Origin of the sequence: Isoptericola sp. NPDC056573 (assembly GCF_042793335.1) — a bacterium.
Classification (GTDB): Bacteria; Actinomycetota; Actinomycetes; order Actinomycetales; family Cellulomonadaceae; genus Isoptericola.
The window spans coordinates 12,831-26,845 of the sequence record NZ_JBHTUY010000018.1 but is presented as its reverse complement, the minus strand read 5'-3'; the positions used below and the strand labels follow the sequence as shown (position 1 = coordinate 26,845).

The 14,015-nt window shown below is 72.0% G+C and carries 13 protein-coding genes; 8 read left to right on the top strand and 5 right to left on the bottom strand.

Translation table 11 applies throughout. The annotated features are described in order from the left end of the window. Positions 1–77: 77 nt before the first annotated feature. Positions 78–599 (bottom strand): MarR family winged helix-turn-helix transcriptional regulator, encoded by a 522-nt coding sequence (locus ACFQ8E_RS21080; RefSeq protein ID WP_430552522.1) that lies wholly within the window; start codon positions 597–599, stop codon positions 78–80. A gap of 114 nt (positions 600–713) precedes the next feature. Between ACFQ8E_RS21080 and ACFQ8E_RS21075 the strand changes: the two genes are divergently transcribed. Further along, complete coding sequence (locus tag ACFQ8E_RS21075; RefSeq protein WP_430552521.1) at positions 714–1,328, top strand: NADPH-dependent F420 reductase; 615 nt, start codon at positions 714–716, stop codon at positions 1,326–1,328. A 31-nt stretch (positions 1,329–1,359) separates the two neighbouring features. Then, complete coding sequence (locus tag ACFQ8E_RS21070; protein WP_430552520.1) at positions 1,360–2,232, top strand: VOC family protein; 873 nt, start codon at positions 1,360–1,362, stop codon at positions 2,230–2,232. Between the two features lie 24 nt (positions 2,233–2,256). Here the strand turns inward: ACFQ8E_RS21070 and purU are convergent, their stop codons facing one another. The 4 genes from purU to ACFQ8E_RS21050 form a co-directional block, all read right to left on the bottom strand. Continuing rightward, a complete protein-coding gene (gene purU / locus ACFQ8E_RS21065) occupies positions 2,257–3,114 on the bottom strand; it encodes a formyltetrahydrofolate deformylase (RefSeq protein WP_430552519.1) in 858 nt (285 codons plus the stop codon). Positions 3,115–3,192: 78 nt separating this feature from the next. Further along, positions 3,193–5,172 (bottom strand): FtsX-like permease family protein, encoded by a 1,980-nt coding sequence (locus ACFQ8E_RS21060; RefSeq protein WP_430552518.1) that lies wholly within the window; start codon positions 5,170–5,172, stop codon positions 3,193–3,195. 152 nt (positions 5,173–5,324) lie between these two features. Then, positions 5,325–5,993, bottom strand: coding sequence for an ABC transporter ATP-binding protein (locus ACFQ8E_RS21055; RefSeq protein ID WP_430552517.1), 669 nt, complete (start codon positions 5,991–5,993; stop codon positions 5,325–5,327). Next, positions 5,993–6,394, bottom strand: coding sequence for a hypothetical protein (locus ACFQ8E_RS21050; protein WP_430552516.1), 402 nt, complete (start codon positions 6,392–6,394; stop codon positions 5,993–5,995). The genes ACFQ8E_RS21055 and ACFQ8E_RS21050 overlap by 1 nt, the downstream gene beginning before the upstream one ends. A gap of 225 nt (positions 6,395–6,619) precedes the next feature. On the opposite strand from ACFQ8E_RS21050, the gene ACFQ8E_RS21045 reads away from it, so the two are divergent. The 6 genes from ACFQ8E_RS21045 to araA all read left to right on the top strand — a co-directional run bounded on the left by ACFQ8E_RS21045 (position 6,620) and on the right by araA (position 13,978). Then, entirely contained in the window at positions 6,620–7,174 is a 555-nt protein-coding gene (locus ACFQ8E_RS21045) for a GNAT family N-acetyltransferase (protein ID WP_430552515.1), read from the top strand. Then, the gene (locus tag ACFQ8E_RS21040) at positions 7,171–8,250 is read left to right on the top strand and encodes a LacI family DNA-binding transcriptional regulator (protein ID WP_430552514.1); all 1,080 of its coding nucleotides are present in this window, start codon (positions 7,171–7,173) and stop codon (positions 8,248–8,250) included. Before ACFQ8E_RS21045 ends, ACFQ8E_RS21040 begins: the two co-directional genes overlap by 4 nt. A 94-nt stretch (positions 8,251–8,344) precedes the next feature. After that, positions 8,345–9,781, top strand: coding sequence for a glycoside hydrolase family 43 protein (locus tag ACFQ8E_RS21035; protein WP_430552513.1), 1,437 nt, complete (start codon positions 8,345–8,347; stop codon positions 9,779–9,781). A gap of 239 nt (positions 9,782–10,020) precedes the next feature. Beyond that, on the top strand, positions 10,021–11,658 hold the full coding sequence (locus ACFQ8E_RS21030; protein WP_430552512.1) for a xylulokinase: 1,638 nt from the start codon (positions 10,021–10,023) through the stop codon (positions 11,656–11,658). Positions 11,659–11,702: 44 nt separating this feature from the next. Beyond that, positions 11,703–12,413 carry an L-ribulose-5-phosphate 4-epimerase gene (locus ACFQ8E_RS21025; protein WP_430552511.1) on the top strand — a complete coding sequence of 237 codons (711 nt, stop codon included), beginning with the start codon at positions 11,703–11,705 and terminating at the stop codon, positions 12,411–12,413. A gap of 53 nt (positions 12,414–12,466) precedes the next feature. Beyond that, positions 12,467–13,978 (top strand): L-arabinose isomerase, encoded by a 1,512-nt coding sequence (gene araA, locus ACFQ8E_RS21020; RefSeq protein ID WP_430552510.1) that lies wholly within the window; start codon positions 12,467–12,469, stop codon positions 13,976–13,978. The last annotated feature ends 37 nt before the right edge of the window (positions 13,979–14,015 follow it).

Genomic DNA, 14,015 nt, shown 5'->3' with positions numbered 1-14,015 from the left:
ACAAGCCCCGGGCATGGATCTTCCTCAGGGTCGCCGGGGCGCGGGGCCTGGTCGGAGGGGTGGACGACGGCCGGGGGTCAGCGGGCGGAGCGCTCGCCGAGGCCGAAGCGGTCGTGCGGGTCGATGTGCGCGAGGACCTTGTCGAGCGCGCCGGCGAGGGTGCGGACCTCGTCCGGGTCGAGGTCGTCGAAGACGTCCTGCAGCACCGTGCGTGCGTGGCCGGGGGCGCTCGCGACGACCTTGCGCCAGCCCTCGTCGGTGAGGTGGGCGATGGTCGCGCGGCGGTCGTCCGGGGCGGTGCAGCGCTCGACGTAGCCGCGCGCCTCGAGCCGGCGCGCCACGTGCGAGAGGCGGGGGAGCGTGGCGCTGGTGAGGCGGGCGAGCTCGGTCATGCGCAGGGCACGCTCGGGCGCCTCGGAGAGCATCGCCAGCACCATGTACTCGAAGTGGGTGAGGTCGGCGTCGCGGCGCAGCTGCTGGTCGAGCGTGGCGGGCAGCAGCTCGATCACCGCCTGGAGCCGGAGCCACGTGCGCATCTGCTCGGCGTCGAGCCAGCGCGGCTCGTCGTCGGCCGCCGTCGTGCGCCGGGTCGTCGTCACGTGATCGCCCTCCTGGTCCGTCACCCTCGATCGAAGGTTGACGCTACAACTATAGCGGTCTATGTTGGTTGTAGCGTCAACCAAATGGTCGACGACGGATCCTCAGGAGGAACCATGACCACCATCAGCATCCTCGGCACCGGGAACATGGGCTCCGCGATCGCGGGCCTGGCGCTCGCCGGCGGGAACGACGTGCAGGTCGTCGCCCGCGACGTCGCCAAGGCCGCGGCCGTGGACCCCGCCGTCACCGCGGCCGCGTTCGGCGAGCCGCTCACGGGCGAGATCGTCGTCCTGGCCCTGCCGTACCCGGCGCTGGACGACGTCGTCGCGACCTACGGCGACCAGCTCGCCGGCCGCACCGTCGTCGACCTCACCAACCCGCTCGACTTCGCCACCTTCGACGCGCTCGTCGTGCCGGCGGACTCCTCCGCCGCGGCCGGGTTGTCGGAGAAGCTCCCCGGCGCTTCCGTGCTCAAGGCGTTCAACACGAACTTCGCCGCGACGCTCGTGAGCGGCACCGTCGGCGACGTGCCGACGACCGTCCTCGTCGCGGGCGACGACGCCACGGCCAAGTCCGCGTTCGCGGCCGCGTTCGACGGGTCCGCCGTCCGTGTCGTCGACGCCGGGTCGCTGAAGCGCGCCCGCGAGCTCGAGGCCCTCGGGTTCCTGCAGCTCACCCTCGCCGCGGGGGAGAAGACGCAGTGGACCACCGGGTTCGCGCTGCTCTGACCCTCGTCCACCCCAGCACCAGGAGCCGATCATGACCCGCCACCCCGACCTCCTCGCCGCCGAGACCGCGATGGGCGCCGTCACCCTGCACGTGGGCGACCTCGGCGCGATGAGCGCCTACTACCGCGAGGCGATCGCGCTCGAGGAGATCCCGGCCCTCGGCGCCCCGGACCGGGTGGTGCTGGGGCGCGGCGGGGTGCCCGTCGTCGCGCTGCAGCACACGCCGGGGCTGCCGGCGACGTCGCGGAACCAGGCCGGGCTGTTCCACACGGCCGTGCTTTTCGACACCGAGGAGGCGCTCGCCTCCGCCGTCGCGCACGCCGCGCAGCACCCGCTGTCGCGGTTCGCGGGGAACTCCGACCACTGGGTGTCGCGGGCGTTCTACTTCACGGACCCCGAGGACAACGGCATCGAGCTCTACTGGGACCGGCCGCGCGAGGTCTGGCAGCACGACGGCGGCGGGCGCGTGGCGATGGGCTCCGACTGGTTCGACCCGCAGGTCTTCCTCCAGCGGCACCTCACCGAGGACGCCCTGGCGGGCGCCGCGGGGCAGGCCGCGCAGGTCGGGCACGTCCACCTCCAGGTCGGCGACATCCCCACGGCGCAGCGGTTCTACGTCGACACCCTCGGCTTCGAGATCATGGCGACGTTCCACGGCGCCCTGTTCGTCGCGGCCGGCGGGTACCACCACCACATGGCGATGAACACCTGGAACAGCGCGGGCGCCGGCCCGCGTGCCGCGACGCTCGGCCTCGGGCAGGTGGCGCTCACGCTGCCCACGCGCGACGAGGTCGGCGCGCTCGCCGACCGGCTGAAGCACGCCGGCGTGGCGACGCGCGACGACGGCCGGACCCTCCGGTTCGACGACCCGTGGAACACGCTGGTCGAGGTGTCGGTCGCCTGACCCCGTCCCGCCGGCGGCGAGCCGTCAGCGGAAGACGACCGTGCGGTGGCCGTCGAGCAGCACGCGGTGCTCGGCGTGCCACCGCACGGCGCGTGCGAGCGTGCGGCGCTCGACGTCCTCGCCGATCGCGACGAGGTCCGCGACCGCGCGCGAGTGGTCCACGCGCTCGACGTCCTGCTCGATGATCGGGCCCTCGTCGAGGTCGCCCGTGACGTAGTGCGACGTCGCGCCGATGAGCTTGACGCCGCGGTCGTGCGCCTGCGCGTAGGGGCGCGCGCCCTTGAAGCTCGGCAGGAACGAGTGGTGGATGTTGATGACCTGGCCCGCGAGGTCGCGGCACAGCTCGTCCGACAGGATCTGCATGTACCGCGCGAGGACGACCAGCTCGACGTCGAGCTCGGCGACCAGCTCCCGCAGGCGGTCCTCCGCCTGCGCCTTCGTGTCCTTCGTGACCGGCACGTGGTGGAACGGCTTGCCGTAGAACGCGGCCATGTCCTCGAGGTCCGGGTGGTTGCCGACGACGCCGACGACCTCGACCGGCATGCCCTGGTACCGCTCGCGGTACAGCAGGTCCACCAGGCAGTGCGGCGCCTTGCTGACCAGCACCAGCGTGCGCAGGCGGCGGCCGACGACGTCGAGCTGCCAGGTCATGCCGAACCGTTCCGCCACCGGCGAGAGCGCGGCGGTCAGGGCCTCGCGTCCCGCCTCGGCGTCGACCTGCACCTCCACCTGCACGCGCATGAAGAACAGGCCCGACGCCGGGTCCCCGAACTGCTGCGACTCGGTGATGTTGCCGCCGTGCTCGGCGAGCACGCCCGCCACGGCGTGCACGATCCCGGGGCGGTCGGGGCAGGAGAGGGTCAGCACCCATTCGGTCGTCACCCGCCCATTGTCACCGAACCTTCTCGACGTGCGCCGATTCGTCCGCCGGTCCTGAGGAGCTTCGCGGCATGCGGCCCGTCAGGTCCTGCCCGTCAGGTCGCTGTCCTGGGGCGCGACCAGGCTGCCCACCCACGCTGCCGCCCACGTCACCGCGACGGCACCGAGAGCCGCAAGCGAGATCCACACGGGCGTGTAGGTCGTGAGGGAGATGCTCGTGCCTCCGAGTGACGCGGCCAGGCCGCAGAGGTAGCCGAGCGGCACGACGGCGAGCACCGGGATGAGAACCGACCAACGGCCGACGCTCAAGGCGTCCGCGGGCAGCAGCCCGAGCCGCGCCAGTCGCCCGCGGTCAGCGAATGCGCTCCGTGACCGCTCGATGAGTTCGCGGACGACCGCCGTCCCGAGAATCAGCAATGCGGAGAGTCCCCCCGAGATCACCCAGCCGGTCGCAGGGTTCCACGTGGTCAGGTCTCCGGAGACCTGTGCGGGGTTGAAGGCAGCCAGACCCTTCCCTGCCCGGTAGACGGCGGTCATGGGAGCATGGCCGTCCGTCAGGACGAGGACGTCACCGCTCCCTACGTCGGGTGGCGGCGCGGTGGTGAAGCTGACCTCGAGCATCATCTGGTCGAGGATCTGAGCCGCGCCGTCGGCGAGCCCGCCATCCGGTGAGCAAGGGTCGCCTCCCAGCTGTGCGGCCACCGGACGGAGGCTGGCGCACGAGTCGGCGTACGCGACCTGCCCGTACTGGCCGCCCTGGCGAAGGGGCAGCACGACCAGCCCGGCGAACAACTCGTCCAGGTTGCGCACGAGGCGCTGAGTGTCTCCCGGCCGGGGGTCGACCCAGTTGGCGACGACGACGAGCGGTGAGTCGTCGTGACTTCGGGCACGTTCACCGGCCCACGCGGCACCGACGCTCAGCGCGACAGACCCGAGCAGCACCATGACCGACAACAGGCTGGCGGTGGCTGACAACGTACGGGGGCGGATCCCCACCCGTGCGGTGGCGACCCACACGGACGGACGCGGGGTGCGCTTCCGCCAGGCCTTCGAGAGCAACGAAGCCAGCAGCGGTGCCGCCAGTGGGATGCCGAGTGCGGCCGACAGCACGCCTGCCCCGTAGAGGGTTGCTCCGTCTGCTCCGAACGCGAGTGAGCCGCACATGAGCACCACGCCGGCGAGAGCGGGGACGATGCGCCATGCGGAGGTCTTCTCGGCGCGCTCCGCGCGCAACGACGCGGTGAGGGGCACCGTGACGGACAGGACCGCGATCACTGCGAGGGAACCCAGGACCACGGTGGCGACGACGCCTCCCGGCAGCGCAAGAGCACACTGCACGAAGACGGTGTCGGTGAACGGGAGGTGGTTGATGCGGGCGCCTGCCAGCAGGTACAGCGCCGCCGCCGGTATGCACCCGAGCAGGGCCAGTGCGAGGGTCTCGATCATCAAGACCTGCCGCACGCGTGAGTCGCGCACGCCTAGTCGGAGCAGCGTCTCCGACCTGCGGGTGCGTGCCTCAGAACGGGCGCGGCAGGAGAAGAGCAGCAGGAGGAAGGCAGGCAGCACGAGCGCGAGGAGGACGAAGAACTGCATCTGGCTCGGGGACGGAAGAGGAGCTCCGGGTGAGAGAGGGTCTTCGAGAGGCAGCCCCTGGTCCCTCAGATGCTGGGCCTCGGCCATGGTCGAGAAGCGGGCGACCGCCACAGCTCGGTCGGTGAGGGTGCGGTCCTCGACGGGACGCACCCACGCCATCGGCTCGTCCAGCGTGGCCAGACCTTGCTCGCCGATCGCCCCTCCCGGCCCGGAGCCCGCGTCCGAGGGCTCAAACCCCAGCTCCTCGGCCGTGACACCCAGGGCAAGCAGTCCAGGGGACAGGACTGCTTCTCCTGGTCCGGGCATCCGGCTGATCCCCGGCGGGAGACTCTGTGCGGGCACGTCGTCCACGAGCGGTTCGATCCACCGGACCGTGATCGACCGGGCGTCGATCTCGAAGCCACGGAGCTCCACTCGCACCGTCCCGTCGCTGGCGCTGACCGCCGGGATCGGGGCACGGGCTGCCATCCGGAGCTCCGCGGTCTGGGCGGCTCCGATCAACGCCAGACCGAGGCAGGCGGCGAGGACCGCCAGCGCGGACGCCGCAGCGACGCACACGCACCGCCACCGCGCCGACCGCGCGAACGCCAGGTGCAGAGCAAGGGTGAGCGAAGTCCTCATCATCGCGGCCGGTGTGCGACGTGGGACCGCAGGGCCACCTCTCGGCCGCACCGATCTGCGACGTACCGGTCGTGCGTGGCCAGGAGGACCGTGAGGTCTCGCGTCCGAGCCGCCGCGAGGATCACGTCCATCACCTGGCGGACGTTGTCCGCATCGAGCGACGCGGTGGGCTCGTCCGCGACCAGCAACCGTGTCGTCTCCGGGGCCAGGGCGCGCGCGATGGACGCCCGCTGGGCTTCACCTACCGACAGTGCCGTCGGGCGCAGGCTCCCGGCGCCGGAGAGCCCGACCGTGTCGAGCGCCTCCTCGGCGCGTTCCAAGGCTCGGCGTCGACGCATCCCCGAGAAGATCAGCCCGACCGCGACGTTCTCGGCCACGGTGAGTTCCGGCAGGAGGTCGGGAGTCTGGGAGACCTGTCCCATCTGTTCTCTCCGCAGATCCGCGATCTGCCGCGAGGACATTCTTTCGAGATGGTGACCAAGGACTTCCACCCGTCGGGCTGTGGGCTGACGCAGCCCTAGAACGACGTCCAGCAGTGTGGTCTTCCCGCTGCCCGAGGGGCCGGTCAGCGCCACCACCTCGCCATAGCCGAGGTGGAGGTCGACCTCCGGCAGCACGAGGGTGCTCCCGGAGACGACCTCCACCTTTTCAAGGAGCGCTGCGGTCATCAGTGGGACGGATAGCGCGTCGATCCGCAATCGTCCGGAACGATATTGATCCGCGTGCACCCCTTGTGGTAGTAGACCCAGGTATTGGCGTAGGTACCAGCCTTGGTAGTCTGTCCCGAACCCAATTGGTTGGTCAGCCGCATCTGGACACTGTAATTGTCTGTCGCGGTGTTGAAAGTCTTGAAATCTGAGTAGACAGAACGGCTGTCGGCCTTGGTGTCCTTGACGTAGAGGCTACCCATATATCCGGTGGTGGACGTGTCCGTGTTCCAAGACGAGACGCCCGTCGTTGTGCTGTAGAGCGTCGGCTGCTTTGCGACCGCTGAACCTGCACTGGTGACCACAAGGCCAACCAAGATCAGGCCTCCTGCAATTGACCTGGACATGCGTGACTCGATCACTGTTCCTCTTCTCTGGGGAGGTGAATGGGTCGTGCGATGACGAGGCGCAGAAATATCGTCGTCGATCCTGGCTGTCGGCCCGAAAGTACACGGAAAGGGGTCGATCTGCAACGCCCTGTCTCGCTCTCGATCAGTTGCTCGGTTGCGACGAGTTGGCGGCGCCTTCGGGGGCGGGTGGCGATGCAGGCTGCAGCGAACCCCCGCGCCGTCTGCCACGATGTCCTCATGAGCGAGGCACGCGGCACTGACGCCCAGGAAGTCCAGCAGGGGAACGGCGACGACACGCTGCGGATCGCGCTGGTCGAGGACGCGCAGGCGGGCGAGCTGCTGACGCTGCGGCGGGCGGCGTTCGTCAGCGAGGCGCAGCTGTACGACGACCCGCACATCCCGCCGCTGACGCAGACGCTGCACGAGCTGCGCGACGACATGGCGCGGGACGACGTCGTGACCGTGGGCGCGTGGGAGGGGCACCGCCTGGTGGGGTCGCTGCGCCTGGAGATCGAGGGCGCCAGGGCGACGCTCGGGCGGCTCGCGGTCGCGCCGGACCAGCAGGCCAAGGGCATCGGCACGTCGCTGATGTTCGCGATCCTGCAGTTCCTGCCGTCCGAGGTGACCGAGGTGTGGGCGTTCACGGGCAAGGACTCGAAGAAGAACCTCGCCATGTACACCAAGCACGGCTACGAGGAGCAGTACGACCGGGCGGCGGGCAAGCTCACGCTGACCTACCTGCGCCGGGTGCTCGACGAGGTCGACGCGAGGAACGCGGCGCAGGAGCCATGACCGACGCCGGCGGGCAGGCGACGCGTCCTCGGTCGCGGCGCCCGTCCATGGCCGACGTCGCGGCCGTCGCCGGAGTCTCCCACCAGACGGTCTCCCGGGTGCTCAACGAGCACCCGAGCGTGCGCGGAGAGACCCGCGAGCGGGTGCTGGACGCCATCGCGACCCTCGGCTACCGGCGCAACAGCGCCGCGCGGGCGCTGGCGACGGCGCGCTCGGCGACGCTCGGCGTGGTGACCACGGGGTCGGCGCTGTTCGGCCCCACCAGCACGCTCATCGCGATCGAGGGCGCCGCACGGGACCAGGGGTACTTCGTCTCCGTCGCGACGCTGCGGAGCTACGACGCCGCGGCGATGCACGAGGCGCTGGAGCACTTCATGGACCAGGGTGTCGAGGCGATCGTGGTCATCGCGCCGCAGGACGACGTCGCGGCCGCCGTCGAGTCCTTCCGCGCGCCGGTGCCGGTGCTGGTCGTCGCCGCGCTGGAGAAGCTGCCGCGCGACGCGGGCACGACGGCGGCCGGCCCGACGACGCTCTCGCTCGCCGTCGACCAGCGGGCGGGCGCGCGCGCCGCGACCGACCACCTGCTCGGCCTGGGGCACCACGACGTCCTGCACGTGGCCGGCCCCCAGGACTGGTTCGACGCCCGCGAGCGCGCCGCCGGCTGGCGGGAGGCGCTCGAGGCGCGGGGGATCGCGCCGAGCCGCCCGCGGTACTGCAGCTGGTCGGCGGAGGACGGGTACACCGCGGGACGCGACCTGGCCGAGGCCGTGGTGGCGCACGAGGGCCCGACGGCGGTGTTCGCCGGGAACGACCAGCTCGCGCTCGGCATCCTGCGGGCGTTCTGGGAGCGGGGGCTCTCCGTGCCCGACGACGTGTCGGTGGTGGGCTTCGACGACGTCGCGGGGGCCGCGTACTTCGTGCCACCGCTGACCACGGTGCGCCAGCCGTTCGGGGTGCTGGGGGAGCGCAGCGTGGCGATGGTCGTCGCGGCGCTGGCCGGCGGGAGCGTGCCGACCGAACGGATCGTGCCCGAGCTCGTGGTGCGCTCCAGCACGGCGCCGCCGCCCGCCCGCTGACCGCGGTTCGTCGACCACCGCTCGTTGACCGCCGTCGTGGCGGCTGGGTAGATTCGGCGCGTTCGCAGTTCTACATCGTTGTAGAGGAGTCACGATGCGCAGATCTCTCAGGCGGGCCCGTGCCGCGGCGGCGGGGGTGCTCACGACGGCGCTGCTGGGCGCGTCGCTGGTCGCCGCCACCACCGTCGGTCCGGCGACCGCCACGCCCGGCGCCGCCGAGCGCGGCCGCCCGGCACCGACCGCCCCGACCGGCGGCCTCTCCGTGACCGGGGAGACCTCGCCGGTGCACGACCCGGCGCTCGTCGTCGACGACGACGGCACCTGGCGCGTCTACACCACGGGCCTCGTGAACCGGGAGAACGGCGGCACGATCCAGATGTGGTCGAGCCACGACGAGGGGGTCACCTGGGCCCACGACGGCACGGTCTGGGACGAGATCCCCGCGTGGATCGACGAGCGCTTCGCGGCGGACGGCGACGGGGCGCTGCCCGACAACCTGTGGGCGCCCGAAGTCTACGAGCACGACGGCACCTACTACCTCTACTACTCGGCGTCGCGCTTCGGCACGAACACCTCGGTGACGGCCCTCGCGACCAACACGACCCTCGACCCGGACGACCCGGACTACGCGTGGGTCGACCAGGGGCCGGTGATCGACTCGCCGCAGGAGATCGCCGGCGGCAAGACGTTCAACGCGATCGACGCGGGCATCGTCGAGGGTGCGGACGGCACCCCGTACATGGCGATCGGGTCGTACTGGTACGGCATCTTCCTCGTCGAGCTCGAGTGGCCCACCGGCAAGCTCGCCGACGGCGCGCTCGAGAACGCCACGCACCTGGTGGACCGCATGATGCCGGGCAACCCCGTCGAGGCGCCGTACCTCACCAGGCACGACGGCTGGTACTACCTGTTCGTCTCGTTCGACAGGTGCTGCCAGGGTCTCGACAGCACCTACCAGGTGGCGGTCGGGCGGTCGCGCGACGTCACCGGGCCGTTCCTCGACCAGGACGGCAAGGACCTGGCCGACGGCGGCGGCACCGTGCTGCTCTCCTCGCACGGCGCGGTGGTCGGGCCGGGCGGCCAGTCGGTGTCCGACGGCGTCCTCGCGTTCCACTACTACGACGGCGCGAACGCCGAGATCCCGGGCTTCCCGACCCTCGGGCTGCAGCGCCTGGGCTGGGAGGACGGCTGGCCCGTGGTCGACCAGGCCGTCGAGGAGCCGACCGTGACGAAGGGCCCCCGCGACGCGACGGTGCGGGGGAACCGCCCCGCGACGTTCGACGTCCGCGTGACCGGCACGCCGGTGCCGGTCGTCACGTGGGAGACCTCGGACGACGACGGCGCGACCTGGTCGCCGGCCCCGGCTCCCGCGACGCGGGCCACCGGCGGCACGGCGCGCTGGACGCTGAAGCACGCCGGGCGCGAGCCGGACGGCCTGCTCGTGCGCGCCGTCGTCGCCAACGCCCACGGCGAGGTGCGCAGCGAGCCGGCGCGGCTCGACGTCGTCGCGCCCGGCCGCCCGACGAGGTAGCCCCCACCGCGTCGAGGTAGTCCACCTCGCGGCGAGGTAGTGCCGAGCCTGCCGAGGTAGTGGACCAGTCCACTACCTCGGCAGGGTCACGACTACCTCGGCACGCAGTGAACTACCTCGGCCAGACTGGGACTACCTCGGCGAGACCAGAACGACCTCGCGGGTGGGGAGCACCCGATGTGAGCGCTAACATGGATCGACCACCACGACGCCCGGGGCCGGGCGGGGACGGAGCAGGGATGGCGGAGCAGGCCGCGCAGGCGGACGACGTGCGCGAGATCCAGGAGGCGATCGTCGCCGGGAGGGCGGCGCTGGGCATCGAGCTCGGCTCCACCAACATCAAGGCGTGCCTGATCGGGCCCGACCACGCGCCGCTCGCGAGCGGCTCGCACGCGTGGGAGAACGAGCTCGTCGACGGGGTGTGGACCTACGCGCTCGACACCGTGCACGCCGGGCTGCAGGGCGCGTACGCCGCGCTCGTCGCCGACGTCGAGCAGCGCTACGGCGTGCGGCCCACCACCTACGCCGCGCTCGGCGTCTCGGCGATGATGCACGGCTACCTGCCGTTCGACGCCGACGGCGAGCTGCTCGTCCCGTTCCGCACCTGGCGCAACACCAGCACCGGGCCGGCGGCCGCGGAGCTGTCCGCCCTGTTCGGGCACAACATCCCGCTGCGCTGGTCGATCGCCCACCTGTACCAGGCGATCCTCGACGACGAGCCGCACGTGCCCCAGGTCGCGTCGTTCACCACGCTCGCCGGCTACGTGCACCGGGCCCTGACCGGCCGGCACGTGCTCGGCGTCGGCGACGCGTCAGGCATGTTCCCGATCGACCCGGCCACCGGCGACTACGACGCGCGGATGCTGGAGCAGTTCCGCCACCTCGCCGCCGCCAAGCGGCCGGGGCTCGACGTCGAGGGCCTGCTGCCCCAGGTGCTGACGGCGGGACAGGACGCGGGCCGCCTCACGCCCGAGGGCGCGGCCCTGCTGGACCCGTCCGGCACCCTGCAGCCCGGCGTGCTCCTGTGCCCGCCGGAGGGTGACGCCGGCACCGGCATGGTCGCCACCGGTTCCGTCGCCCCGCGCACCGGCAACATCAGCGCGGGCACGTCGATCTTCGCGATGGTCGTCCTCGAGCGGCCGCTGACCACCGTGCACCACGAGCTCGACCTCGTCACCACGCCCGCCGGGGACCTCGTCGCGATGGTGCACTGCAACAACGGCGCCAGCGAGCTCGACGCGTGGGCCGGCGTGTTCGGCCAGTTCGCGGCCGCGCTCGGGCAGCCGGCCGAGCCCGACGCCGTCTTCGGCGCGCTCTTCCGCGCCGCGCTCGACGGCGCGCCCGACGGCGGCGGGCTCCTCGCGTACAACTACCTCGCCGGCGAGCCCATCACGGGCCTCGACGAGGGCCGACCCCTCGTGGTGCGCACCCCCGACAGCCGCCTCACGCTCGCGAACTTCGCACGCACGCAGCTCTACGGCGTGTTCGGCACGCTCGCGCTCGGCATGCGCGTGCTGCACGGCGAGGGCGTCGCGATCGACACGATGTTCGCGCACGGTGGCCTGTTCAGGACGGCGGGCGTCGCCCAGCGGCTGCTGGCCGGGGCGATCGACGCGCCCGTCGCCGTCGGGCAGACGGCGGGGGAGGGTGGCGCCTGGGGCATCGCCCTCCTCGCCGCGTACGCCGGTGCGCGGGCCGAGGCCGGGACGGACGGCGGGGCGCCCGCCCTCGACGCCTACCTGGCCGAGCGCGTCTTCGCCGACGCCCGGCTCGACGTCGCCGAGCCCGAGGCCGAGGACGTCGCCGGCTTCGCCGCCTACCTGGAGCGGTACTCCGCCGGCCTCGCGGTCGAGCGCGCCGCCACCGCAGCCCTCTGACGACACCCGCAGTCGACGAACCACACCCCGCACTGGAGAAGCACATGAGCACCGTCACCGAGGTCCCCGCGCACCTGCGCGCCGCCGTCGACGCCGCCAAGGAGAAGGTCGCGGCCCTGCACGCCGAGCTGCCCCGCTGGGAGCTCGTCGTGTGGACCGCCGGCAACGTGTCCGAGCGCGTCCGTGACGACCGCACCCCCGACGGCTCGGGCGACCTCCTGGTCATCAAGCCGTCCGGCGTCGCCTACGACGACATCACCCCGGAGTCCATGGTGGTGTGCGACCTGGACGGGAACCTCGTCGAGGGCGACCGCTCGCCGTCGTCGGACACCGCCGCGCACGCCTACGTGTACACGCACATGCCCGAGGTGGGCGGCGTCGTGCACACGCACTCCACCTACGCGACGGCGTGGGCCGCCCGCGCGGAGGAGATCCCCTGCGTGCTCACGATGATGGCCGACGAGTTCGGCGGCCCCGTGCCCGTAGGGCCGTTCGCGATCATCGGCGACGACTCCATCGGCCGCGGCATCGTCGAGACCCTGAGCGGTCACCGCAGCCCGGCGGTCCTGATGCGCAACCACGGCCCGTTCACCATCGGCAAGGACGCCCGTGCTGCGGTGAAGGCCGCCGTGATGGTCGAGGAGGTGGCCCGCACGGTGCACGTGTCGCGCCAGCTCGGCGAGCCGCTGCCCATCGCGCAGGAGCACGTGGACTCCCTGTACGCCCGCTACCAGAACGTCTACGGCCAGCACTGAGCCCGGCCGCCCGCGAAGCAGACCTGAACCAGACTGATCCAGAGAGGACACCCATGAGCAAGCCGTACGCCGACCGCGAGGTCTGGTTCTTCACCGGCAGCCAGGACCTGTACGGCCCCGAGACGCTGGAGCAGGTCGCCCAGCAGTCGCAGGAGGTCGCCCGCGCGCTCGACGCGTCGTCCGACGTGCCCGCGAAGGTCGTGTGGAAGCCCGTGCTCAAGGACGCGGGCTCCATCCGCCGCGCCATGCTCGACGCGAACGCGGACGACAAGGTGCTCGGCGTCATCACGTGGATGCACACGTTCAGCCCGGCGAAGATGTGGATCTCCGGCCTCGACGCGCTGCGCAAGCCGCTGCTGCACCTGCACACGCAGGCGAACGTCGAGCTGCCCTGGGCGGACATCGACTTCGACTTCATGAACCTCAACCAGGCCGCGCACGGCGACCGCGAGTACGCCTACCTGGCCACGCGCCTCGGCGTCGCGCGCACCACCGTCGTCGGGCACGTGTCGAACCCGGCCGTGACCCGCCGGGTGGGCACCTGGGTCCGCGGCGCGGCGGGCTGGGCCGCCACGCACGAGCTGAAGCTGGTGCGCTTCGGCGACAACATGCGCAACGTCGCCGTCACCGAGGGCGACAAGACCGAGGCCGAGCTGCGCTTCGGCGTCTCCGTGAACACGTGGGGCGTCAACGACCTGATCGACGCCGTCGAGGCCGTGGACGACGCCGCGATCGACGCGCTGGTCGCGGAGTACGAGGAGCTCTACGAGGTCGTCCCCGAGCTCCGCCGCGGCGGGGAGCGGCACGAGTCGCTGCGCTACGCGGCCCGCCAGGAGATCGCCATGGAGGCGTTCCTCGTCGAGCGCGGCGCCAAGGCGTTCACCACGAACTTCGAGGACCTCGGCGCCCTGCGCCAGCTGCCCGGCATCGCCGTCCAGCGGCTCATGAGCAAGGGCTACGGCTTCGGTGCGGAGGGCGACTGGAAGACGGCCGTCCTGGTGCGCGCCGCGAAGGTCATGGGCGAGGGCCTGCCCGGCGGCGCCTCCCTCATGGAGGACTACACCTACGACCTCACGCCCGGCTCCGAGGTCATCCTCGGCGCCCACATGCTCGAGGTCTGCCCGTCCCTCACGACGTCGAAGCCCCGCGTGGAGATCCACCCGCTCGGCATCGGCGGCAAGGAGGACCCGGTCCGCATGGTGTTCGACGCCGACGCGACCGAGGGGGCCGTCGTCGTCTCGCTCGCCGACATGCGCGACCGCTTCCGCCTCACCGCGAACGTCGTGGACGTCGTCCCGCCGACGCAGGACCTGCCGAACCTCCCGGTGGCCCGCGCCGTCTGGGCGCCGCGTCCCGACTTCACCACCTCCGCCGAGGCCTGGCTGACCGCGGGCGGCGCGCACCACACGGTGATGTCGACGGCGGCCGGCGTCGAGGCGTTCGAGGTGTTCGCGAACATCGCGCGCACCGAGCTGCTCGTCATCGACGAGGACACCACGCGCCGCGGCTTCGCCGACCAGGTGCGCTGGAACCAGGTGTACTACCGCCTCGCCCAGGGGCTCTGAGCACCACCACCGGCGCCGTGCCGGCGGTTCGGTAGGC